The sequence below is a fragment of the Peptoniphilus sp. DNF00840 genome, assembly GCF_001553125.1.
Classification (GTDB): domain Bacteria; phylum Bacillota; class Clostridia; order Tissierellales; family Peptoniphilaceae; genus Peptoniphilus_A; species Peptoniphilus_A vaginalis.
Window position 1 is genome coordinate 56,663 of sequence record NZ_KQ960238.1, and the last position, 23,338, is coordinate 80,000.

A 23,338-nucleotide genomic window follows, 5' to 3' on the forward strand; every position below is an offset into this window, starting at 1 on the left:
GTGACCTAAAATATTTTAGGTCACTTTAATTATATCTTATTCAAATCTTCCGTGACAGTTTTTATATTTCTTTCCACTTCCGCATGGACATGGATCATTTCTTCCAACCTTTTTTTCTTTTCTAACGAAAGGTTTTTGTTTTCCATCATCTGGATTTACAGTTTCAACTTCCTTTGCCACCCTAACTCTTTGTACTCTTTCAGGGTTAACTACGTGGTAAAGCATCTTAACTGTATCTTCTTTTATTGATTCATTCATAGCTTCGAACATATCAAAACCTTCTTCTGCGTAGGCTCTTACTGGGTCAGTTTGACCAACTGCACGAAGTCCAATTCCCTTTCTTAATTGATCCATTGCGTCGATGTGGTCCATCCACTTTTGGTCAACATTTTGAAGAAGGGCAACTCTTTCAATTTCTCTGAATTTTTCTTCGCCGAATTCTTCTTCTTTTTCAAGGTATTTTGCATCAGCAAGTTCTTTGAAGTAAGCCTTTAGTGAATCTACTGTTGGATTTTCAAGTTTCTTTAAGAAGTCTTCTTCAAAGTCAAATGTAGCTACACCGAAGTTTCTTATTGCTTCAAAGTCAAGATAATTCTTGTTGTTGTCATCTAGCTTGTTGTAGAAGTCAATTGCCTTGTCGATTACATCATTTCTCATTGCTATGATATCATCTCTTAGGTTTTCACCTTCAAGAACTCTTCTTCTTTCTGCGTAGATTACTTCTCTTTGCTTATTCATAACGTCATCATATTTAAGGACGTTCTTACGAATACTAAAGTTGTTGCCTTCTACTTTTCTTTGAGCTGATTCAATTAATCTTGTAAGAATCTTGTGTTCAATTGGTTCATCTTCTGCTGGATCAAGTTTAAGCATTGTATCCTTAAATCTATCTCCTGCGAATAGTCTGATTAGGTCATCATCAGCAGAAATATAAAATCTTGAAGAACCTGGGTCTCCTTGACGTCCTGAACGGCCACGTAATTGGTTGTCGATACGTCTTGATTCGTGTCTTTCTGTACCAATTATTCTAAGTCCGCCAACTTTTTTAACTTCTTCAGCTTCCTTGTCTGTTTCAACTTTGAACTTTTTAACAAGAGCTTGATAGTCTTCTCTTGCCTTTAAGATTTCTGGATTATCTGTCTTAAAGTATGAATCTGCATATTCAAGCATTTCTTCTTCCATACCTTGTTTTTTAAGTTCTTTCTTAGCAAGATATTCTGGGTTACCACCAAGTACAATATCGGTACCACGACCAGCCATATTTGTTGCAATAGTAACTTGACCAAAACGACCTGCTTGGGCAACTATTTCAGATTCTTGTTCGTGATTTTTGGCATTTAAGACGTTGTGCTTAATGCCTGCACGTTTTAAATATTTAGAAAGTTTTTCAGACTTGTCAATTGATACAGTACCAACTAGGACTGGTTGTCCCTTTTCATGTGCTTCAGCAATTTCTCTTGTAACTGCCTTAAATTTTGCATCTTCATTAATATAGATGTGGTCATTGTCGTCTTCCCTTTGTACAGGTTTATTTGTAGGGATTTCAACAACGTCAATATTATAAATATCTCTGAATTCGCCTTCTTCTGTCATAGCAGTACCTGTCATACCAGAAAGCTTGTCATACATTCTGAAGTAGTTTTGGAAGGTAATTGTTGCAAGAGTCTTTGATTCAGCTCTTACTTCTAGTCCTTCTTTTGCTTCAATTGCTTGGTGTAGACCTTCAGAGTATCTTCTACCGTACATTAAACGGCCTGTAAATTCATCAACAATAATAACTTCGCCATCTTTTACAACATAGTCAATGTCTCTGTGCATTGTACCTGCTGCCTTAAGGGCTTGGTTAATGTGGTGAGATAATTCCATATTTGCTGCATCAGATAAGTTTTCAATTCCAAAATACTTTTCAGCCTTAGTAATACCCTTATCAGTAAGAGTTGCAGTCTTATCTTTTTCATCAATTACATAGTCAACAGTTTCTTCTTCGAATTCCCTGTTAAATCTTTCAAGATCAATTTCATCTTGAGACTTAATTCTGTGGCTAAGGGTATTGACAAAATCTCTAGCTCTAACATATAAGTCAATAGATTCATCGCCTTGACCAGAAATAATAAGAGGTGTTCTCGCTTCATCAATTAAAATAGAGTCAACTTCGTCGACGATACAGAAGTGAAGTCCTCTTTGAACCATTTCTTCCTTATATATAACCATATTATCTCTTAGGTAGTCGAAACCAAATTCGTTGTTAGTACCATAAGTGATATCAGCATTATAAGCAACTTGTCTTTCCTTTTGATCCATATCGTGGATAATACATCCAACACTAAGACCTAGGAATTCATAGACCTTACCCATCCAGTCCCTATCACGGCTAGCTAAGTAGTCATTGACAGTAACAATGTGAGTACCCTTGCCTTCAAGGGCATTTAAGTAAGCTGGTAGTGTAGCAACAAGTGTCTTACCTTCACCAGTTTTCATTTCAGCGATTCTACCTTGGTGAAGAACAATACCACCAATAACTTGAACCCTAAAGTGCTTCATACCTAGGACTCTCCAAGCAGCTTCTCTTACAACAGCAAAAGCTTCTGGAAGTAAGTCATCAGTTGTTTCACCATTCTTAATTCTATTCTTAAATTCTTCAGTTTTGTCTTTAAGCTCAGTATCAGAAAGTTTTTCCATCTCGCCTTCAAGACTCATAACTTTATTTACAAGGGGCTCGATTTTTTTCAGTTCCCTATCACTGTAGGTACCAAAAATCTTTTCCATTAAACCCATTTTACCACTCCTTTTACTTGACGTATTATTCTATCATTAAATGGCATATTTTACAATAAAATCCCGTTCAATATATCTCTATAAATTATAGAGTTACTAATATTCAATGTCAATATAAATAGGCTAATTACTTAATTTAAATCTAATCTCTTTAGGTGAAACTATACAAAATTAAAAATTTATTATAAAATGGACTAAATGAAGAGGAGGTTAATATGATACTAGTAGTTGACTTTGGCGGCCAATACAACCAGTTAATAGCAAGACGAATAAGAGATCTAAACATTTACTGCGAAGTTGTACCCTACAACAAGGCCTTAAAAGAATTAGAAAATAGAAACAATGTAGAAGGAATAATATTTACAGGTGGACCTAACTCAGTCTATGAAGAAGGCGCACCACAAATAGAAAAAGAAATCTTCGACAAAGGCATACCAGTCCTTGGACTTTGCTACGGAATGCAAATAATGGCACACACACTTGGTGGTGAAGTAATAAAAGCACCCAATGAAAGAGAATTTGGAAAAACAGAAATCGAAACAAAAGAATCACTTATCTTTGAAAACCTATCAAAAGAAGAAACAGTTTGGATGAGTCACGTAGATAGAGTGAGCCAAGTTCCAGAAGACTTTGAAGTAATAGCAAAAAGCAAAAACTGTCCAATCGCAGGCATGGCAAATGTAGACAAAAAACTTTATGCCCTACAATTCCATCCAGAAGTAAACCACTCAGTCCACGGCAAAGAAATGTTAGAAAACTTTGCAGTAAAAATCTGTGGAGCAAAAAAAGATTGGACAATGGAAAACTATGCAAAAAAATCCATTAAAGAAATAAAAGAAAAAGTTGGCGACGGGAAAGTCCTCCTTGCCCTATCAGGTGGAGTTGACTCATCAGTAACAGCAGCCCTACTATCAAAAGCAGTTGGCGAAAAGCTAACATGCATCTTTGTAGACCACGGTCTAATGAGAAAGAACGAAGGTGACGAAGTAGAAGATGCCTTTAAAGACTCCGGCATGCACTTCATAAGAGTAGACGCAGAAGAAAGATTTTTAAATAAACTAGCAGGAGTAACAGACCCAGAAAGAAAAAGAAAAATCATCGGCGAAGAATTCATAAGAGTCTTTGAAGAAGAAGGACAAAAAATAAAAGCAGTAGACTTCCTAGCACAAGGAACAATTTACCCAGACGTAATTGAATCAGGACTAGGCGACTCAGCAGTAATAAAATCCCACCACAACGTTGGCGGACTACCTGACTTCGTAGACTTCAAAGAAATCATTGAACCACTCCGCATGTTATTTAAAGACGAAGTACGTGACCTTGGAAGAGAGCTAGGACTCGCAGACTACTTAGTAGATAGACAACCCTTCCCTGGACCAGGACTAGCCATAAGAGTCATGGGCGAAATCACAAAAGAAAAACTCGACATACTTCGTGACGCAGACAAAATCTTTAGAGACGAATTAGAAAAAGCAAAACTAAAAGACATCAATCAATACTTCGCAGTCCTAACAAACAACAGAACAGTAGGAGTAATGGGCGACTTTAGAACCTACGACTACACACTAGCCCTTCGTGCAGTATCAACAACAGACTTCATGACAGCCGACTTCACAAGAATCCCTTGGGAAATCTTAGATAAGGTGTCAACAAGAATAGTAAACGAAGTGGACCACATCAATAGAATAGTCTACGACATAACATCAAAGCCCCCAGCTACCATTGAATGGGAATAGTAGCAAAAAAACAAAAAAACCTGTAAATTCAATGGTTACAGAAGATTGAAAACTGTAACTGGGATCAAAATGGGAACATTTGTAAAAAAGAATAAATTGAATAATAGTTCCAAGTGGTTTACATTTGGACAAAAAATTAGACCGTAGTTTCAAGCTACGGTCTTTTTGAGTACATATTACGAAAATTAATTTATATGGAAATCCAACTTTCTAATATATAATCAACAAGATATTTTAATTTAGTAAAATCATATTCTTTTTTATAGAATTGATGAAATGATTTGATAAGTAAATTTTTTGGCTCAATATTTCCTTGATATTGCATTAACTTGTCGTTAAATCCAGTCCATCTAACATAAATTTCATCGTCTATTGAACTATGATCTAAAAAACATTCTATAGAAACTGCTTTTCCATTTATATTTTCTATAGAATCTCCCTGGGGCCCTTGCATTTAAAATTATCAAAATCTTTATAATTAGGCAGAGTTATAACCTTTAGGTTATTTGGCAAATCAATTCCTTTAATATCATTATAAACAGATTTACCAGCTGTATCATTATCTAAAATAACTAAAATGTTATTTAAAATATTTATTTTGGATAATCCTTTAACAAAATTCTTCAAATTACCTGTTCCTGTAAAAGGATAATTTTGCTCCATATCTATAAAATCAAAGAAATCTGCAATATCACTGTAAAGTAGTTTAATACATTTTTTAATAATTTCTGTATCAGAACTACCTTCTGTTACAATAAGTATTTTTTCTTGTGTAGTTAGTTTTGGGATAATATCTTCTTCTAAGATCCATCCATTTTCAACTATATCTTGGAATCTCCAAATTACATCTAGATCATGATTATTTGTATTTTCACTCAGAATTCTTAATGTAATATATGGATCTAAATTTTCAAAAAAGTATCCAGTATCGTAAGCATCATAATTTGGGAAAGTAGATAACTCTTTAATCTCCTGTATAACACATTTTCTGACATACTCACCTAAATCATAGTCAAAATCATATTCTTCAGATGTCATATTTATATTCTTAATATCAATTTTTATCACTGTATTGTAAAAATTATGAAAATTTATCGGTATAGAGGAACTGAGTTGTTGTTTGAACATTGCCAATTCTTCGTTATATAACTCTTCAATCTCGTGCAAACTATATCCTAACAAATCTAGTCTTCTCTTTACAGACATGATATTTTTTGAAAAACCTTTTTTATATTCGATTTCGTCATCAGAATAGTAATAAGGAACTATTTTTATGTCTTCTTTTTGGAATAAGCAAGAGTGGTTATTAAACACATTATTTTTACCCCAATCAAGCTCCATTTTTCCTATTCCTAATGTAATCATAGAACCCATAAAAGTACCTCTTATTTTAAAAATCTTGATTTTTTAGGGTAAGATAACTTCCAATCTTCAAATTCTTCGTCTGTTATCTCATCGTTGTAATGCTTTTTTCTCATCTCATTCCATTCTATAAGAAAATTATTGAAATCTACATCATTTGATAAGAGTCCTGTAATTTCTCCATCACCTGCTAAGGGTCTAAATTTCATGTCTTTTTCATAATCAAATATTATATGCATTATTTCAAAAATAGAATTAGGTTCATGATCAATCAATGCTGATATATCACAATCAAGTGCATCAGATATTTTTTGTAATTGTTCTTTACTTGGAGATCTATTTCCAAGTTCGTAATTTCTTATAGCAGCATCTGTCAATCCAGACTTAATGGCAAGTTCTTTTTGAGTTAAGTTTCTCATAAGTCTTAACTTTTTTAATTTTTCTCCAGAAATCAAACTTACTCCTCCTTATTTCACAATAACTATAAATAGTTTATCACAAAACGAACAAAAGCTCAACAAAACTGTTCTGTTACAAATATCTGCAAACAACTGAATATTTTAGGAAAAAATAAATAGAAAAAACTTGACAGAACAAATATGAACTGTTATTATATATACATACCGTTCGATAATGAACGGAAATTGTAAGACATACAAATTAATGCTCGCCCTTTTGTGGATGTAGAACCTTACAAACTATAAAAGGAGGACATTATGAAAGGTATTTTTATGAATGCAAAAGATGTACAAGAATTTCTTGATGTAAGTAGGACAACTGCATATCAAATAATAAACGATATGAATCAAGACCTACTTAAATTAGGCTATCGTGTACAAAGAGGAAAGGTAAATAGAGAATACTTTATGGAAAAGTATTGCTATAAACCAACAAATACAAAGGAGGTTTAAAGTGCCAGCATACAGAGATGAAAGTGGAAATAAAACTTGGTATTGCAGGTTTTATTATACCAACTGGAAAGGAGAAAAATTAACCAAGAAAAAACGTGGATTTTCAACGAAAAAAGAAGCTTTAAAATGGGAACAAGAATTTTTAAATCAACATTCTGAATCGATTGAGATGAGCTTTAGGGAGTTTTTTGAACTTTACAAGAGGGATAGAAAACCAAGAATAAGAGAAAATACTTGGAGGACAAAAGAAGCAATTGTTAATCAAAAAATACTTCCCTATATAGGGGATCTAATGCTTAATGAGATAAGTAATGTAACCATAATTCAATGGCAAAATGAGCTTATGAAGATTAAGGATAAGAATGGGAGGAATTACTCTCCTACCTATTTGAGAACTATCCATGCCCAGTTATCTAGTATCTTAAATCATGCTTGTAGGTACTACAATTTAAAAACTAACGTTGCTCGTGATGTTGGGTCTATGGGACAAAAAGAAGCAGACGAAATGCTATTTTGGACACAAGATGAATATGAAAGATTTATAGAAGCTATTAAAGATAAACCTGAATCATTCTATGCCTTTGAACTTTTATATTGGTGTGGTCTTAGGATGGGAGAATTATTAGCCTTAACAAAAGAGAAATTTGATTTTGAAAGACATACATTAAAAATTGATGAATCTTTACAAAGGATTGATGGGAAAAATGTAATAACTGCTCCTAAGACTAAAAAAAGCATAAGGACAATAGTTATGCCTGAATTTCTAAATGATGAGATCAAAGAATATATTGATAGTTTTTATAAGATAAAACCAAAAGACTTATTATTTAATTTCTCTAAGAGCTACCTACACCATGAAATGGATAGGGGATCTAAGAAATCGAAAGTAAAGAGAATTAGAATACATGATTTAAGACATTCTCACGTTTCGCTTTTGATTGAACTAGGATTTTCTGCAACTGCAATAGCTGATAGGGTTGGACATGAATCGATTGACATCACCTATAGGTATGCTCATCTCTTCCCTAGCAAGCAAAAAGAAATGGCTCTGTCTTTAACGCAAATAAGAAATAATACGGCAAATGATTGGAAAGATTTATTAGAAGAGGACGAGAAAGATGTTTAGAAGACATTCATTAGATGAAATTTCACAAAAAATTAGAAATAAAGAGAGAAATAGAAAAAGAAATCGCATTTTAAACTTTAGAGTATCTGAAGAAGAATATGATCTAATAAACAAAAAGATTGAAATAAGTGGACTAAAAAAGCAAGATTATTTTCTGCAAATGCTATTAAATCATGAAATTAAGTTAGTAAGTGATTACAGACTTTCTGATAATATAGCTAAGGAAATATTTCAATTAGCAAAAGTTATTAAAAAGTTTGGGAAACTAAATGACGATGAAGCTGATATTTTAATCTATGTTTTAGAAATATATGAAGAAATCAAAAAAGAAAAAAGCCCCTACTACAAAGAGTAAAGGCATACACTCCTGTGAGAAGTGTTCTCTAGACAAGTTCATTTTACCACAGGAGTCTTATTTATACCAGACAGGAGGATAAAATGGAAAACAAATATAAAAAATTGAAGAGATTAGTTACTTGTAAAAAGAAAAGGAGTGAGTCTTATGACAGATATTAAATTAAAATTCCCAGAAATAGATCAGACTTACGCCTTTTTAGACTTGCAAACTACGGATAAAGGGACGGTTAGACAAATTACTGGTAATATTGTAACTGCTATTTTAAATCCAAAATATTGTCAAAACCAAAAAATCATTGATGGACAAATATTCTTTGATAAATTTACCAATGAAATAAAATTCCAGGGGAAAATTATCGGAGAAAGAAATATAAAGGAAAATCAAATACGACTTTGGGATGATTCTTTAAACAATAGATTAGGCTTAGAGATAGAAAAACATTTTGGAATTAATTATAACGCCAATAAAATGTGGGAAGCTATTCGTTTTGTAGCTCATCAGTATGAAGTGAGTCCGCCAAAGCAATATCTTCAAAATTTAAAATGGAATGGAGATAAAAATGCCATTAGAAAACTTTTACCAAAATATTTGGGAGCAGATGATACAGAGCTTAATAATTGGATAATGGAACATATGATTTTGGGCATGATAAAAAGAATTTTTAATCCAGGATCTAAGTTCGATGAGATGATTGTTTTAGTTGGGGGACAAGGTATAGGCAAATCGACTTTTGCAAGATACTTGTCCATAACAGATGATTGGTTTTGTACAATAGAAAACATTCAAGGCAAAGATGCTGTCATGAATCTTATGGGTAAAACTGTTGTCGAAATAGAAGAATTTGTCGCTTTAAGAAATGCAAAATCAGCTAATGAAGCTAAATCTTTTTTATCAAAATTAAGTGATAGGATAAGAATACCCTATGAAAAATATGCAACAGATGTGCCTAGAACTTGCATCTTCATAGGTACATTAAACGAAAGAACTTTTCTTAATGACCATACTGGAGAAAGAAGATATTTACCTGTTGAATGTAACCCGAATAAAAGAGCAAGGACTATATTTCCAAATAAAAATAATAAAGAAAAACTTTCAGACAAAGAATATATATCTAGCATAAGAGAGGATTTTAATCAGGCTTTAGCCTTGGGATATGAAATCTTTAAAAACAAAACTCACGCATGGACTATACCAAAAAATCTTTTAAAAGACTTGTATAAGGAACAAGAAAAATTCAAATATCTAAACCCAGATGTGGAAGATATAAGGTATTTCTTAGAAGAATATAAGCCAAAAAGTGCAGATCCAAATATAACTTGTTTCAAAGAACTAACCATGCAAGGCTACCAAATAAAATCAAAATCCTTTTCAGAAATTATGGATAATTATTTTCAAGAGTGGATTCCAGTTAGGTCATCAAAGACCAAGAGAATATCACCAAGTGGAGTCTCAATTCCAGTAAAACTATATTATGAAAAGAAAGAAGAAAATGAAACTGACTTTATAGAAGTTGACAAGAATTTGTTGCCAGAAGAATGGCAAAAAGAAAATCAATTAAAAATAGATACAGCAAATCAAGTAAAGATACAAATGTAACTTTGTAACCTGTAACCAATCGTTATAAATCTTCTTAAATTAGGATTACATAAATTAATGGCTTGATAATAAGGAGTTGTCGCAGACTCTTAAAACAAGCTCGCCTAATTTTGGAAGTTTTTATTTTATAAGTTACAGTTACACCTATTAATTCCTATTTGAAAAATTATGGAAAATCAAATTAAAGACTTGTTAGTAATAGCAAGCACAGTAAGTGTACGGACACTTACGAAAAAATCAATGGAGCAGACCTTTACGGAATGCTCCATTTCTTAATTTTTACCTTGTTAGGGAAACCCTAAAACCCACTTTTATTAGATTTATAATCTTCGTTTTGTGCGGCGGTTTTAATATTATTTGCAAATAATTCTATTAATTCATATACCGCTTCATGTAGTTCTAAAAAATCTGATATATTAGAAATCCCTTCAAGTTTTTCTAGTCTTTGACCATGAGCAATTTGATTTCTATTACCTAGTAAACGTTGATCTATTAGCATTTTTTTTAGTTCATATGGACTAGAATCCAATCCAATTGTTTCTGTAATTTCTTTTAGAATATCCATTTTTAGGTTGCTATTTGTTTTTATTATATTTTTATAAGGTATTTTAGAGGGCTGATTTTGTTTTTCGTATAAATCATGTAAAAATTTATTGTGGACTGAAGCTTTTTTTGTTTCTGCATATTTATTTAATGATTCTTTCATATCAATAGCTAAAAAATTATTTTTAAGTTCACAATACCTTAAGTTCAAGCTAGATACATATATAAGATAGTATTCTGCTAATGATTTAATTGCCCCCTCCCAATGTGCATATAACATTGCTATCCCAGATCTGATTAATCTCGATTGTTCACTTATATCCTTATTTTCTGACGACCCAACATCATTTTTTATTGAGATAAGTTCTTTTTTTCGCCAAGCTATCTCATCATCAATTCTATCTTCCAATTCTTCTAAATTTTTAATCTTCATGACTAAAATACTCTTTTCCAAATTCAGTTAGTTCTATAAATCTCGGAACAGCTCTTGCACCTTTCTTGGTACTATTTATATATTCATCTTTTTCATAAAAATTTTTAATTTTTTTGGATAACAACTCTTTATCTATATTTTCAATTTTATTAATGTTAAAATATACACCTGTGGCAATGCCTTGGAAAGCAGAGACTAAAAAAGCTCCTTTATGTTTAGAATCTGAATATTTTTTAAATGAATCTTCACCTAAAGTGTCATTTAACAATTTAAATGTCTTATTAAATTTATATTTGATTGATTCATAACTGTCGTTTTTTGTATGTTCAATTAGCGATATTGTCTCTCTATCTAAGAGTTCTTTTAAATCATCATATTTTGAAAAATCATTTGTATTACTATTTGATGATATTAGTAATCTTAATATTAATTCTAATTTAAATTGCTCATCTTCTTTCCTATCTGTAATAGGTATACATTCATTGAAATCCTCGTTAGTAGATAATTCATTAATAAAAAAATAAAATTCTCTATTTGTCATTATCATTAAGCAATTTCTTACTTCTTGATCAGATAATTTCGATCCCCCAGTATTTAATCTTTGAAATAATTCATACTTTGTGTTAGGGTCACTTTCTTTTTTTACAATTATTACATCAATTCTTGATCTTTTAAATGCAAGCTGTTGCTCTTTTGTAAAAGATTTTTCTGGGTCTGAATTTGTCCACATCATACCCTCAAAAGATGGGAGGTAATCAGTTTTTTGAAGAATTAATGGTTCGTAAAGTTTACCTTCATCATCTTTAAATATACCTACAAATTGAAAAATAGTAGATAATCTTTGTACTCCATCTATAACGTCCCATATCCCTTCATCATTTTGGCTTACAAAAATTGAAGGGATTGGAATATTTAACATTATTGATTCAATTAATCTGGTTTTTTGAAATTCACTCCATCTAAAGACTCTTTGAAATTCTGGGTGTATATCCATCTCTTCGTCTTTGTATATATTAATTAATTCTCCAATTGACATTTGATATGAATCTCTAAATATTTTACTTGAACGTTCGTTAATTTCTTTTTGTAAACTCATTTCTACCTCCATTTACTTATATCAAAATTTTTTATATCATTTGCTGTTATTCTTAACGAAGACCCACTAACATTAATACCTATTTCTTTGACATAGTTTAAAAAATCTTTACTTTCCAAAATCATTTTTGCAAAGTTAAGATTTTTATCTTTTTTTGGAATTATATAGATTCCTGAATAAGGAATATCTTCTTCATTAAGATGATAAATTTTTATTTTATTTGTTACTATGAATGATAGTAGTAATTTTTTTTGGTTTAAATTATTAAGCACCTGTGATCGACCAAACTCATACCATTTACTCGATTTATCAGAATTTCTTTTATTTAACTTATCCCTATATTTACTTAGATGAGAATATGCTCCAGGGTAATTTTCAATAAGTGTTTTTTCATCTATTCTTTGTAGTTTATTATCATTATAAAAATAAGGAAATATTATTTTGCTACTTAATCCGACTTTTAAATCTTTGGGGCTTGCGGCTGGCTTTATTAAATCTTTTTCAATAAAAACTCCATCGGCTATTATATGGCTACTATTTTCTTCATATTCTTTTATAATAAATGCTTCATTCAATAATGTTGCAACACTTGTAGCAGCTAAGTAATAATCTGAAAACAATATACCTTTCTTCTTTGTTTCATTTGTAAAAATCCATTTTTCACCTAAATTCTTCTTATCAATAACAACGTGATAATTATTTCCTATATCTTGATAGTCTATACTTGGAAAAGAACCAGGACTATTTTTACAAAATATTATCGATGAAGATGTCAAGACATTTTTAAAAATTTTTTCCTTTGTGTAGTCAAGAATTTTATAAACAGGATCTTTGATAATTTCTCTTAATTCTTTGCCAAAAACATTTTTATATATATTTGTGGGAATAAGATAAGCTATTTCCCCATTTTTAGATAATAGTTTCAAACTCTTTTCAATAAAGGGGTAGCAATAATCAAATTTGCCTTTTTTACATGAATCAAAATTTTTTCTAATAAATTCTCTATTTTTAATATCAATATTTGCATAAGAAATGTAAGGCGGATTGCCTACAATATAATCGAACTTTTCATTAATTTCTAAGTTCAAAAAATCTGAATTCAGAATATTTAAATTTACATTATAATAACCATATGAATGTAATAATGAAGTTATGCTATCTACACATTTTTTATAGTTATCAAAATTATATTCAACACCTGTGAAATCAGATTCTATACCAGATATGATTACGTTATCGCTCATATCAAAACTTTTGCAATCATGTATATATCTTTTAATTGCCTCGCAAAGAATCCTTCCATCACCACAAGAATTTTCTAAAAATTTTTTACCATATAAATTTTTAGTATACCCAACTTCATCAAGCATTTTATTTACTATGTCTATTGGTGTAAAAACTTGACATTTTTTATCAATCATATACAACCCTAATTATCCTTTCTATTCATTTAATTATTTGTTATTTCCATGATGTCAGATATGTCGCAATCAAGAAATATGCATATTTTTAATAAAATATCAGTAGTTACGTTCTCATCTCTTTTTAACTTATAAAATGTACTTCTACTAATCCCTGTTTTCTCTATTAATTCATTGTGTTTTATATCTCGGTCTATTAGTAATTTCCAAAGCTTTTTGTAGCTAAATTTCATTATTTATCCTCCGAACATTAATTTATAAATCAATACTATAGTACATTATATCATATATTTATGCGTCTTTACAACTAAAACTATTGACATTTCAAACAATAGACTATATACTGTAATTAATATAAGCGCACTGCGCTATTTGGTGGAGGTTTATATGATTAAAGTTGAAGAAAAATCATTAAAAGGATATAAATTCATAGATTTATTTGCTGGTATTGGAGGTTTTAGAATTGCATTGGAATCATTTGGAGCACAATGCGTTTATTCGAATGAGTGGGATAAATATGCTCAAGAGACCTATAAAATGAATTTTGGCGATGTTCCCGAAGGCGATATAACACAAGTAGATGAAAAAAACATTCCTGATCATGACATTTTATGTGCTGGATTTCCATGCCAAGCATTTTCTATTAGTGGAAAGCAACAAGGATTTGAAGACAGCAGAGGAACATTGTTTTTTGATGTAGCAAGAATTGTAAAAGAAAAAAGACCGATGGTAGTGTTTCTTGAAAATGTAAAAAATTTTGCAACACATGACGGTGGGAAAACTCTTAATGTAGTAAGAAATACTATGAATGAGTTGGGTTACAGTTTTCAATATAGCGTTCTTAATCCTGTTGATTATGGAGTTCCACAAAAGCGTGAGAGAATATATATGATATGTTTTAGGAATGATATAAATAGAGAAGTTTTCACATTTCCTAGACCATTTAAGTTAAATAAATTTGTCGAAGATTTTCTTCTAATAAGCGATGATGAAGTTAATAGCTTGATTGTTGATCGTGAAGATTTAAGACTTAATGAAAAAATTGATATCAATTACAACTCTACATCGACAATCAGAGTAGGAACTGTTGGAAAAGGTGGACAAGGTGAAAGAATATACTCACCTAAAGGAATAGCTATAACCTTATCTGCATATGGAGGAGGAGTATTTGCTAAAACGGGAGGATATTTAATTAATGGCAAAACTAGAAGATTACACCCTAGAGAATGTGCTCGAATAATGGGATTTCCTGATAGTTTTAAATTAAATCCTAATAATAATCAAGCATATAAACAACTTGGAAACTCTGTCGTTATTGATGTACTCCAACTTATAACAAAACAAATAGGAGATGCTTTAAATTATGAATATAGTGGGATTCAGCAACTGGCTATTATCTAAAGGTCATAACAAGAAAACAACCTCTGATATAGTTAGTAGATTAAAAAGAATTGATAAAGAAATTTTATATTCTGATATGCACACAAATATTGATGAACAATATAACTTAGATCTTTGTAAAGGGTTATTGAACTTACTTAGTAGAGATAAGGATAATAAAAATAATGTGTTAAGAAATACTAATCTTCCGATTAATAAGCCTGAAATTTCGAATTACAAGTCATCTCTAAATAAATATTTAAAGTACCTAGAATCAGATATCTAGGTACTTTAAATATTTATAGGTTACTTATAAAATTTTTTAAATCTGCGGAGTCTTGTTCTTTAAGAAGCTGAATACTGAAAATAACATTAGCATTTCTAGTGTTAGAAAGTTTTCTTATTCTATAAACATTATCTTTCTTACGGCTAAACATATAATCAGAATCCAATACTTTGAATTTCATTTTATTAAGATCCTGGATAGATTCTATTTCGAAGTCATCTAATAGTTTGAATTTAATGCTCATTGATTTGATTTTTTCTAAAACATCTTTCTGACTGCTTTTAGGAACTTTAGATGAACCACTTTTTTTAATTCTATATTTTGCTGTTATAGAAAAATATTCACCGTATTTTTCTATTGGAAATATAATATAATTGTTTCCTTTTGTGATAAAAAATTTAACCATCTTCTCCTTATAAGTATTTACTATCCATGAATTAAAAATTCTTTGATCTATCTCTATATCTTCACCAGTGGTTCCAGCGTTTGCATATCTTTCAAAATTTTTATTCATATACTGAATTATAAAATCAGTGTTTTCATTTTGTTTTGTCTTATTTCTTGTAGAAAATATAAACTCTTTCTTCTCATAATCTGGTAAGAGAACAAATTGACCACTTTGTGCAGATGGCATTTTTGCTTCTATATAAAATAATTTTGAATTATTTTCATATTTGATATCACTCACAGTTGAATCGCTGAAACCTAGGTGTGTAAAGTTTTCACCATATTCTTTGTTTAAATAATCAGTACAATCTAGTTCGAAAATTTTCCAATTATCCATTTATTCCTCCTAAAGTAGTTAATATTGATTTTCCTATTTCTTCAACAACATTTGCGGTCATAGCATTTCCAGCTTGCATTAATAAATGTCTATTAGTTACCTTATCTTTTACTCTAGCCAAATGATTTTTATTAAATCCTTGGAATAGAAGGGCTTCTGCTCCAGTTAAATAATACATTTTTTTATTTCTTACATAGTAAATACCGTCTCTATGGGCTCTTAATGTAGGCATTCTATTTACATATAGTCTCAAATCTGACATGCGAGTATCCACTATTAAATTGTCTTGCTTTAGTATCTCGTGGATATCAAATTTACCTTTGTTCTTAGCATTATTTAAATAATCATAGTAGAACCATCGTTTTTCCTCTATTGGCATTTCATTATTTTCAGGAAACAAGAAGTCCGCAATATTTACACGAGGTTTTGTTAAAGGCCATTTAAAGTCATTTTTCTGAACATGAAGATCTCCACGGAATCCTACGATGAATATCCTTTGTCTCATGTGAGGCACTCCATAATCAATACTATTCAAAACTTTATAAAAAACATCATATCCAATATCAGATAAAGCTTTCGTTATTTCTTTAAAAGTTTTCCCATTGTCATGGCTAATTAGACCTTTTACATTTTCTAAAATAAAAACCTTAGGCTTGTTTTCTTCTATTATGTTCATTAGATAGTAAATTATCTGTCCTCTAGGATCTTTTGTTCCCTGTTGTCTACCTATTACAGAAAAGCTTTGACATGGAAACCCTGCTATCAAAAGATCGTAATTAGGAAGAGATTTTGGATTTATTTTTTTCAAATCACCGTAATTTATATCTTTTTTATTAGGAAATAAAAGGTCGTATGTTGTATTCGCTAACCTACTGGTATCTGATGATCCTACACATTCCAATCCACAATTTTCAAGACCTAATCGTCCTCCTCCTATTCCAGAGCAAAAGTCAAAAAATGTCTTTATTTGCACAAAAGCACCTCCTATAAGTTATTACTTAGATTATATCAGCTCTAAATGTTTAATTCCAGGCAGTTAAAATTCAACAAATAGAAATCTGACGCCTTTTAAGTAAAGTTTATAATTTTTTCCGGTACTGGGACTGGGACGGGACTAAAAATTTGAAAATGTCCTATAATTAGGTGGATTTAGTTGTATAAGAAAAAATAGAATCTAGTATTTTGAATGGTTTGGGATATATCGGACGTTTGGAAAAGAAAAATGGGAATAAAAATTATAAATAGAAAATTTTAAGTGATGCCACAAATTAATTTTTGTAGCATCACTTTTTATTATTTAAGTATTTATCGTATTTAATTTTTGTATAATTACTAAAAATCGTGATATAATTAGTTAAAATAGCTTTGTAGTCCAGTTTTAAAAAACTAAATAGATTTATAAGGAGTAAAAGTCATGGATTATAAAAAAGAAAAAGATATAATTTTAGCAATTTGCTATGACTTCGATAAGACACTTACACCAGATGATATGCAAGCTCAAGGATTTATACAGTCCTTAGGACAGAACGTGGACGAATTTTGGAGCGAATCTAATAAATTAGCAGAAGACAATGATATGGATCAAAATTTGGCGTGGATGTACAAGATGACCAAAGATTCCAGAGGTAGACATGTTTTCAACAAGGAAACTCTTTTAAAATATGGAGCAAGCGTTGAATTATTCCCAGGTGTCGACCAATGGTTTGACAGAATAAATAACTATGGAAAAGAAAAAGGCATTCAAGTTGAACATTATATAATTTCATCAGGCTTAAAAGAAATGATTGAAGGAACTAAAATAGCAAGCCAATTTAAAAAGATATACGCAAGTTCATTTTATTACGATGCCGATGGCGTCGCTGTCTGGCCAGCACAATGTATAAACTATACGAGTAAGACCCAATTTCTCTTTAGAATAAAAAAAGGTGCTCTTGATATTAACGATACGAAGGTAAATGATTATTTTAAAGAAGATGAGTACCGAGTTCCCTTCAGAAATATGGTCTATATTGGCGACAGCGATACAGATATACCATGTATGAAACTTGTATACACAAATGGCGGCTACTCCATTGGTGTCCACGGAAAAGATTCAAAAAATAAAGTTTTTAAGATGATAGAAGAAAACAGGATAAAATATTTTACAGAAGCCGATTACACTGAAGGATCAGAATTAGAAATATTAGTAAAAAATATTATAGATAGAACAGCTGCTAATGAAATCTTAGAGAGAAAAAATGAAGAATGTCTAAGAGAAATGAAGATCGAAAGAACATACAAAGATGAGGATTATATCAAAAAGGAAGATTTAATAGACCAATTAAGCGAAAGCCCATCATTTTCTAAAACCCATGAAATAATTAAAAAAATGAGTCTTATAGACACTTGGGAAAGTCAACAAATTGAAAGAATATTAAAAATTGCTTTAGCTAATAATCAGGTTAGATATATTCTTAAGGATCACGATGTGAAAACTTTTTATGAAGATATGTGTGCAAAATCAACTAGCACTTTTTCACAAGAAATAAAAGATATTATAAAAAGATAAGATAATTTTTTAATATTCCAATTTTTATTGTATGTTAAAAAAATTATGAAATAATTAATATATAATACAAATAGATTAATCAAGCTAAACTAAAATTTAATTTGTAGGTGATTATAATCAGTTATTTTAGCGATTTATATGAAAATTTAAGGTTCCCAATTGCAGAGGAAAAAGAATTGGGACTTAGAAATGCTCAAATAGGAGCAATACATGCGATTGCTTCATATTCAACACTTAATTCAAAAGATTCCGCTGTTATTGTTATGCCCACAGGCTCAGGTAAAACGACAGTTGTTATGATGGCACCATATATTCTAAAAAAAACAAAAGTCTTAATTGTAACTCCTAGTGCTATGGTTAGGAGTCAAATTGCAAACGACTATGCAAGTTTAAAAACGTTAAAATATGTGGGAGTGTTTTCAAAAGATACTAATGCTCCAAAGATATATGAAGCTAAACATCTGTATAGAATTAATGTAGATGATGACATTTTAAAAGCTGATGTAGTTGTAGCTACTCATCACGTGGCTGCATCCATTTCGGAGGCGCAGATAAAAAATGTCTTTGACTATATCATTATTGATGAAGCACATCATGTTCCTGCACCAACTTGGCAACGAATATTAAAAAATATGATAAATATTCCATCTTTACTTGTCACAGCTACTCCATTCAGATTAGACAAAAAAGAAATAAAAGGTAAAACAGTTTATAATTATCCACTATCTAGAGCATATAAGGACGGAATATTTGGTGAAATTATGTTTAGTCCAATAGATGAAGGTCCTGAAAAAGATAAAAGAATTGCTTTAGAGGCAGAAAGAATTCTACTTAATGATAGAGAAAGTGGATATGATCATTTTTTGATGATAAGAACTGATACTAAAGATAAAGCAAAAGGATTAGAAAAATTATATGAAAATATTACAAAATTAAAACTGAAACGAATTGATAGTACGATGTCTACAAGAACTATTGAAAAAACCATAATGTTGCTTAAGAAAAAAGAACTTGATGGTGTGATTTGTGTAGATATGTTGGGCGAAGGATTCGATTTTCCAAATTTAAAAATTGCGGCAATTCATGAACCACATAAATCTCTTGCAAGTACTCTACAATTCATCGGTCGTTTTGCAAGAACTAATGCTGAAAAAATAGGTACCGCAAAATTTATTGCCATTAATGATGATAAGCTTAAAATTGAAAATCACAAATTATATTCAAGTGATGTCGTATGGCAAGATATGATAATAAATATGTCAGAGAAAAAAATTGAGGGAGATTTAGAAGCTAATGAAGTTTTGAATAATTTTACAAAACCCGAAGAACAGGATGAATCAATATCTCTTAATAATGTTCGACCTAATTGCCATGCAAAAGTATATAAAGTTTCAAGTTTTGATATATATGGAAGTTTTCCACAAGAATTAAAAGTTGGAGAAAATATATATAGAAGTGAAGAAACGAATTCAATCGTAGGAATCTCAAAGATAAGTAGTAAACCATTATGGCTAGCTGGGGATAGTGTATTAAATAATGAGTTTTGTTTATATATTGTCCATTACCAACCAAGAACCAAGTTACTATTTATATATTCACAAAATAAAACAGAATCTGTCTATGAATCAATAGTAAAATCTTTTGTAGAACATTATGACAAGATTTCAAGAAATGAAATGAATAGAGTACTGGCAGAGTTTTCTGATTATGAATTTTTCAATACAGGAATGCAGAATAGATATTCAGAAAGCGGAGAATCATATAGAATTTACGCTGGCTCAAATACTGCTTCATCAATCGACGAAACAACAGGTAAAATGCTTTCTGCTGGTCATGCATTTTGTAAAGTTAAAAAAGATGGTTATGAAAGCACAATTGGTTATAGTAGTGGTTCAAAATTTTGGAGTAGCTCCTACTTTTCTATTCCTGAATATATTAAGTGGTGCGATTTATTCGGAGAAAAAATTTCTAACGATAAATTAAAAGTAAAAACAAATACAAATTATGACAAATTACCAATTCCCGTTAGGATTTCAGAATATAAAAAAGATATACTATTTTGCTTCTTGGATAAGAAATCATATATATCTCCTTGTACCATAGCTTACAGAGAAAATCTAGACGAAAAGGCGTTAATAACCGATGTCTCATTTAAAATTGTAGAGGTAAATAAGAACAACATTAAATTTAAAGTGGAGCTATTTGATAAAAGTGAAGTTTTAAATTGTAATTTAATTGGAAATTATAGTTCAGAAAAGGAAGTATTTATTTGTAAAAATGGAAAAGAAGAATATTCTTTGTCAGAATATTTTTCTATTAATCCTCTTTCCTTCAAGACAGCTGATGACACTATTTATTGTGGAAACGAAGTCTTAAAAGGAAATTTAGAATTGGAAAAATATAATTCAAATCGTATTTGTGCGTTGAAATGGGAGGATATGAAAGTTGATACAAGCTTAGAATGTGGAACTGGAACTGGTGGAATGATTTCTATTCAAGATGGACTTAGAAATTACTTAGAAAAAGAATCCAAGTTTTCACATATCATATTTGATCATGGAACAGGTGAAATTGCGGACTTTATTACTATTGAAGGAAATGGAGATTTCATTTATGTGGAAATGTACCATTGTAAAGCAAAGAAAGGAAGAAAATATAATTCGTCAGTAGGGGATGTGTATGAAGTAACTCAGCAGGCAATAAAAAGTACTATTTGGGTTTCCTCTAAGACGATGCTTCTTAATAAAATTAATGAAAGGGTATTAAGAGCAAGTAGCGAGAAATTTATTAGGGGAGAATTTAAAACCTTAAAAAAAATATTGCAAGGACCGAAAGTATTGCAAGTAAAAGTATATGTTGTACAACCTGCAATCAGTAAGTCTCTTCAAATTCCCGATAAAATTGGAACTATACTTTCTGCTGCAACAGCATTTATAAAAAATACGGGTAAAGTCCAAGAATTACTGGTAATTGGAAGCGAGTAAAGGAGATAAAAATAAGAAAGTTTTCATATAAAAATTTGTTTAAAAAACTAATAGATTTATATATGACAAACAATGAACTTATGGAAAAGGGAAATGTGAGTAAAAGTACATTCTACAAAATAAAGAATGGGCAAAATGTAACTACAGATGTTTTGCTTAGGATTTGTAACACATTAGACTGTGATATTTCAGAGATTGTAGAATTTGAAAAAGTTATATGATATACAGAGTATATGTATTATAAATAAATTATTTGTTTTGCTGTAGAATAACAGTATCACTGTTTATACTATTTTGATACTAAAAAACTCAAAAACTATAAAAAATAGGTATAAAACACTTAAGAATAGAAACTAAATAGATACTGTTTTATGAAAATAAGAAACAAATATAATGTTGTAATTATTGAGTAGGATTAAAACTCCCCTATTTGGGAGTTTTACCCGAAAAATAGCGTATAAAATAAAAGTAGAAAATTATATATATATATAATGGGTAAGAAGTTTCTTATAGTATTTAAAAATCAGTGATTTGGGATATATAATTTATCCCTAAGATTAGGTCAGGAAGCATACGGTGCTCGGACCATTTTTTATTTTATAATACAAGTAATAAAGATTAAGCTAGAATAAGGAGGGGGTATATTGTCAAAAATTAAAAAAGAAAAAATTTCTGCTAAAGGCTTTGATATTGAGGTTTATACTGAAGATTTTAAAAATGATTATATAAGTCTTACTGATATAGCAAAATACAAAAACAAGGAAGAACCCAATGTAGTTGTTTCAAATTGGATGCGAAACTATAACACAATAGAATATCTTGGTATTTGGGAGCAGTTAAATAATCCAGATTTTAACCCCCTCGAATTCGAGGGGTATTTAAAAGAGGCTGGTAGTAACGCTTTTACTTTATCACCTCAAAAGTGGCAGAAAACAACTAATGCAGTAGGTCTATTCGTAAAGTTGGGTAGATATGGTGGTACATATGCTCATAAAGATATAGCTTTTAAATTTGCTTCATGGATATCTGCAGAATTTGAACTTTATATAATTAAAGATTATCAAAGACTTAAAGAAGATGAAAATTCAAAATTATCATTATCTTGGAATCTGCATAGAGAAATATCTAAAATCAATTATAAGATTCATACAGATGCCATTAAAGAGCATTTATTAAAAGACCTTACAGATGAACAGTTATCATTTAAATATGCAAGTGAAGCAGATATGCTTAATGTGGCACTCTTTAATAAAAGAGCAAAACAGTGGCGTGAAGAAAATCCTGACTTAAAAGGAAACATGAGGGACTATGCAAGTCTTAATGAACTATTAGTACTTGCTAATATGGAATCCTATAATGCAATATTAATAGAAAAAGGGATGAAGCAAAAAGAAAGAATGATTGAACTTAGAAATCTTGCAAAGACACAACTTATATCTTTAGAGAAATTAAACCAATTAGATATTAAAAAACTTTCTAAGTAAAATTATAAATTTTTCTCCGGTACTGGGACTGGAACGGGACTAAAAATTTGAAAACGTCCTATAATTAGGTGGATTTGGTGATATTAGAAAAAATAGAATCTAGTATTTTGAATGGTTTGGGATATATCTGACGTTTGGAAAAGAAGAGTGGGAATAATCGCAAAAATTTCTAAAATGGCTTAATTACAAGCTATAAGGAGAATGAAAAATGGCTACTGGTACTCAAATGGTACTGGAAGTAAAAAAGAATAATTAAAATAATAGTTCCAAGTGGTTTACATTTGGGCGAAAAATTAGACCGTAGTTTCAAGCTGTGGTCTTTTTTGCGTATATATTATGAGGATTAATTTATTTAGAAATCTACAATGGTTAATTTCAAATGCAACAAATAATATAAACTAGATTGCAAAAGCAACTAATACAACTGGTGTTATTTACAAAAAAGAAATTGATTCAATGAATAAAGAAATAGAAAAATTGGCAAAAGAAATATGGCAGATCCATTCCCTACTTCT

19 protein-coding genes and 1 pseudogene are annotated in these 23,338 nt (G+C 30.3%); 11 read left to right on the forward strand and 9 right to left on the reverse strand.

Annotated elements, in window-relative coordinates; genetic code table 11:
- Positions 1–36: 36 nt before the first annotated feature.
- Entirely contained in the window at positions 37–2,775 is a 2,739-nt protein-coding gene (secA, locus tag HMPREF1864_RS06720) for a preprotein translocase subunit SecA (RefSeq protein WP_062572046.1), read from the reverse strand.
- Between the two features lie 215 nt (positions 2,776–2,990).
- Between secA and guaA the strand changes: the two genes are divergently transcribed.
- Complete coding sequence (guaA, locus tag HMPREF1864_RS06725) at positions 2,991–4,511, forward strand: glutamine-hydrolyzing GMP synthase (protein ID WP_062572047.1); 1,521 nt, start codon at positions 2,991–2,993, stop codon at positions 4,509–4,511.
- A gap of 426 nt (positions 4,512–4,937) precedes the next feature.
- Here guaA and HMPREF1864_RS06735 read toward each other — a convergent pair whose 3' ends face one another.
- On the reverse strand, positions 4,938–5,885 hold the full coding sequence (locus HMPREF1864_RS06735; protein WP_062572049.1) for a HEPN/Toprim-associated domain-containing protein: 948 nt from the start codon (positions 5,883–5,885) through the stop codon (positions 4,938–4,940).
- Positions 5,886–5,896: 11 nt separating this feature from the next.
- On the reverse strand, positions 5,897–6,328 hold the full coding sequence (locus tag HMPREF1864_RS06740) for a helix-turn-helix domain-containing protein (RefSeq protein ID WP_062572050.1): 432 nt from the start codon (positions 6,326–6,328) through the stop codon (positions 5,897–5,899).
- Positions 6,329–6,589: 261 nt separating this feature from the next.
- On the opposite strand from HMPREF1864_RS06740, the gene HMPREF1864_RS06745 reads away from it, so the two are divergent.
- The 4 genes from HMPREF1864_RS06745 to HMPREF1864_RS06760 all read left to right on the forward strand — a co-directional run bounded on the left by HMPREF1864_RS06745 (position 6,590) and on the right by HMPREF1864_RS06760 (position 9,864).
- On the forward strand, positions 6,590–6,784 hold the full coding sequence (locus HMPREF1864_RS06745) for a hypothetical protein (RefSeq protein ID WP_004835545.1): 195 nt from the start codon (positions 6,590–6,592) through the stop codon (positions 6,782–6,784).
- 1 nt (position 6,785) lies between these two features.
- Positions 6,786–7,910, forward strand: a complete 1,125-nt coding sequence (locus tag HMPREF1864_RS06750) for a site-specific integrase (RefSeq protein ID WP_062572051.1) — start codon at positions 6,786–6,788, stop codon at positions 7,908–7,910.
- Complete coding sequence (locus HMPREF1864_RS06755) at positions 7,903–8,265, forward strand: plasmid mobilization protein (protein WP_062572052.1); 363 nt, start codon at positions 7,903–7,905, stop codon at positions 8,263–8,265. The genes HMPREF1864_RS06750 and HMPREF1864_RS06755 overlap by 8 nt, the downstream gene beginning before the upstream one ends.
- A gap of 147 nt (positions 8,266–8,412) precedes the next feature.
- Positions 8,413–9,864, forward strand: a complete 1,452-nt coding sequence (locus tag HMPREF1864_RS06760; protein ID WP_062572053.1) for a VapE domain-containing protein — start codon at positions 8,413–8,415, stop codon at positions 9,862–9,864.
- A 298-nt stretch (positions 9,865–10,162) separates the two neighbouring features.
- Here HMPREF1864_RS06760 and HMPREF1864_RS06765 read toward each other — a convergent pair whose 3' ends face one another.
- Genes HMPREF1864_RS06765 through HMPREF1864_RS06780 form a run of 4 tightly spaced genes read right to left on the reverse strand, consistent with a single transcriptional unit; the run spans position 10,163 to position 13,590 of the window.
- Positions 10,163–10,840 carry an MAE_28990/MAE_18760 family HEPN-like nuclease gene (locus HMPREF1864_RS06765; RefSeq protein WP_062572054.1) on the reverse strand — a complete coding sequence of 226 codons (678 nt, stop codon included), beginning with the start codon at positions 10,838–10,840 and terminating at the stop codon, positions 10,163–10,165.
- Positions 10,830–11,936, reverse strand: a complete 1,107-nt coding sequence (locus tag HMPREF1864_RS06770) for a DUF262 domain-containing protein (protein ID WP_062572055.1) — start codon at positions 11,934–11,936, stop codon at positions 10,830–10,832. Before HMPREF1864_RS06770 ends, HMPREF1864_RS06765 begins: the two co-directional genes overlap by 11 nt.
- 2 nt (positions 11,937–11,938) lie before the next feature.
- Entirely contained in the window at positions 11,939–13,357 is a 1,419-nt protein-coding gene (locus tag HMPREF1864_RS06775) for an Eco57I restriction-modification methylase domain-containing protein (RefSeq protein ID WP_062572096.1), read from the reverse strand.
- A 29-nt stretch (positions 13,358–13,386) separates the two neighbouring features.
- On the reverse strand, positions 13,387–13,590 hold the full coding sequence (locus tag HMPREF1864_RS06780; protein WP_035516820.1) for a helix-turn-helix domain-containing protein: 204 nt from the start codon (positions 13,588–13,590) through the stop codon (positions 13,387–13,389).
- Between the two features lie 154 nt (positions 13,591–13,744).
- Between HMPREF1864_RS06780 and HMPREF1864_RS06785 the strand changes: the two genes are divergently transcribed.
- Complete coding sequence (locus tag HMPREF1864_RS06785; protein ID WP_062572056.1) at positions 13,745–14,758, forward strand: DNA cytosine methyltransferase; 1,014 nt, start codon at positions 13,745–13,747, stop codon at positions 14,756–14,758.
- A 278-nt stretch (positions 14,759–15,036) separates the two neighbouring features.
- Here the strand turns inward: HMPREF1864_RS06785 and HMPREF1864_RS06795 are convergent, their stop codons facing one another.
- Together HMPREF1864_RS06795 and HMPREF1864_RS06800 are read right to left on the reverse strand one after the other, a co-directional pair.
- Complete coding sequence (locus HMPREF1864_RS06795) at positions 15,037–15,807, reverse strand: PDDEXK family nuclease (protein WP_062572058.1); 771 nt, start codon at positions 15,805–15,807, stop codon at positions 15,037–15,039.
- Positions 15,800–16,780 (reverse strand): DNA cytosine methyltransferase, encoded by a 981-nt coding sequence (locus HMPREF1864_RS06800; protein WP_062572059.1) that lies wholly within the window; start codon positions 16,778–16,780, stop codon positions 15,800–15,802. Before HMPREF1864_RS06800 ends, HMPREF1864_RS06795 begins: the two co-directional genes overlap by 8 nt.
- A 441-nt stretch (positions 16,781–17,221) precedes the next feature.
- Here HMPREF1864_RS06800 and HMPREF1864_RS06805 point away from each other — a divergent pair, with 441 nt between their 5' ends.
- The 5 genes and pseudogenes from HMPREF1864_RS06805 to HMPREF1864_RS08820 all read left to right on the forward strand — a co-directional run.
- On the forward strand, positions 17,222–18,355 hold the full coding sequence (locus HMPREF1864_RS06805; protein WP_062572060.1) for an HAD family hydrolase: 1,134 nt from the start codon (positions 17,222–17,224) through the stop codon (positions 18,353–18,355).
- Positions 18,356–18,531: 176 nt separating this feature from the next.
- On the forward strand, positions 18,532–21,339 hold the full coding sequence (locus tag HMPREF1864_RS06810) for a DEAD/DEAH box helicase (RefSeq protein WP_197415083.1): 2,808 nt from the start codon (positions 18,532–18,534) through the stop codon (positions 21,337–21,339).
- Between the two features lie 11 nt (positions 21,340–21,350).
- Positions 21,351–21,560 carry a helix-turn-helix domain-containing protein gene (locus HMPREF1864_RS06815; protein ID WP_062572062.1) on the forward strand — a complete coding sequence of 70 codons (210 nt, stop codon included), beginning with the start codon at positions 21,351–21,353 and terminating at the stop codon, positions 21,558–21,560.
- A 423-nt stretch (positions 21,561–21,983) separates the two neighbouring features.
- A complete protein-coding gene (locus HMPREF1864_RS06820) occupies positions 21,984–22,823 on the forward strand; it encodes a KilA-N domain-containing protein (protein WP_062572063.1) in 840 nt (279 codons plus the stop codon).
- Positions 22,824–23,171: 348 nt separating this feature from the next.
- Positions 23,172–23,338, forward strand: a pseudogene (locus tag HMPREF1864_RS08820) (plasmid mobilization relaxosome protein MobC); the annotation flags it as partial.

Bases quoted from the DNA above. Each gene is read 5' to 3' on its own strand.
- HMPREF1864_RS06780 (WP_035516820.1), bottom strand. From the start codon at position 13,590: ATGAAATTTAGCTACAAAAAGCTTTGGAAATTACTAATAGACCGAGAT.
- HMPREF1864_RS06795 (WP_062572058.1), bottom strand. From the start codon at position 15,807: ATGGATAATTGGAAAATTTTCGAACTAGATTGTACTGATTATTTAAAC.
- HMPREF1864_RS06745 (WP_004835545.1), top strand. From the start codon at position 6,590: ATGAAAGGTATTTTTATGAATGCAAAAGATGTACAAGAATTTCTTGAT.
- HMPREF1864_RS06775 (WP_062572096.1), bottom strand. From the start codon at position 13,357: ATGATTGATAAAAAATGTCAAGTTTTTACACCAATAGACATAGTAAAT.
- secA (WP_062572046.1), bottom strand. From the start codon at position 2,775: ATGGGTTTAATGGAAAAGATTTTTGGTACCTACAGTGATAGGGAACTG.
- HMPREF1864_RS06770 (WP_062572055.1), bottom strand. From the start codon at position 11,936: ATGAGTTTACAAAAAGAAATTAACGAACGTTCAAGTAAAATATTTAGA.
- HMPREF1864_RS06760 (WP_062572053.1), top strand. From the start codon at position 8,413: ATGACAGATATTAAATTAAAATTCCCAGAAATAGATCAGACTTACGCC.
- HMPREF1864_RS06765 (WP_062572054.1), bottom strand. From the start codon at position 10,840: ATGAAGATTAAAAATTTAGAAGAATTGGAAGATAGAATTGATGATGAG.
- HMPREF1864_RS06735 (WP_062572049.1), bottom strand. From the start codon at position 5,885: ATGGGTTCTATGATTACATTAGGAATAGGAAAAATGGAGCTTGATTGG.
- HMPREF1864_RS06805 (WP_062572060.1), top strand. From the start codon at position 17,222: ATGGATTATAAAAAAGAAAAAGATATAATTTTAGCAATTTGCTATGAC.
- HMPREF1864_RS06785 (WP_062572056.1), top strand. From the start codon at position 13,745: ATGATTAAAGTTGAAGAAAAATCATTAAAAGGATATAAATTCATAGAT.
- guaA (WP_062572047.1), top strand. From the start codon at position 2,991: ATGATACTAGTAGTTGACTTTGGCGGCCAATACAACCAGTTAATAGCA.
- HMPREF1864_RS06755 (WP_062572052.1), top strand. From the start codon at position 7,903: ATGTTTAGAAGACATTCATTAGATGAAATTTCACAAAAAATTAGAAAT.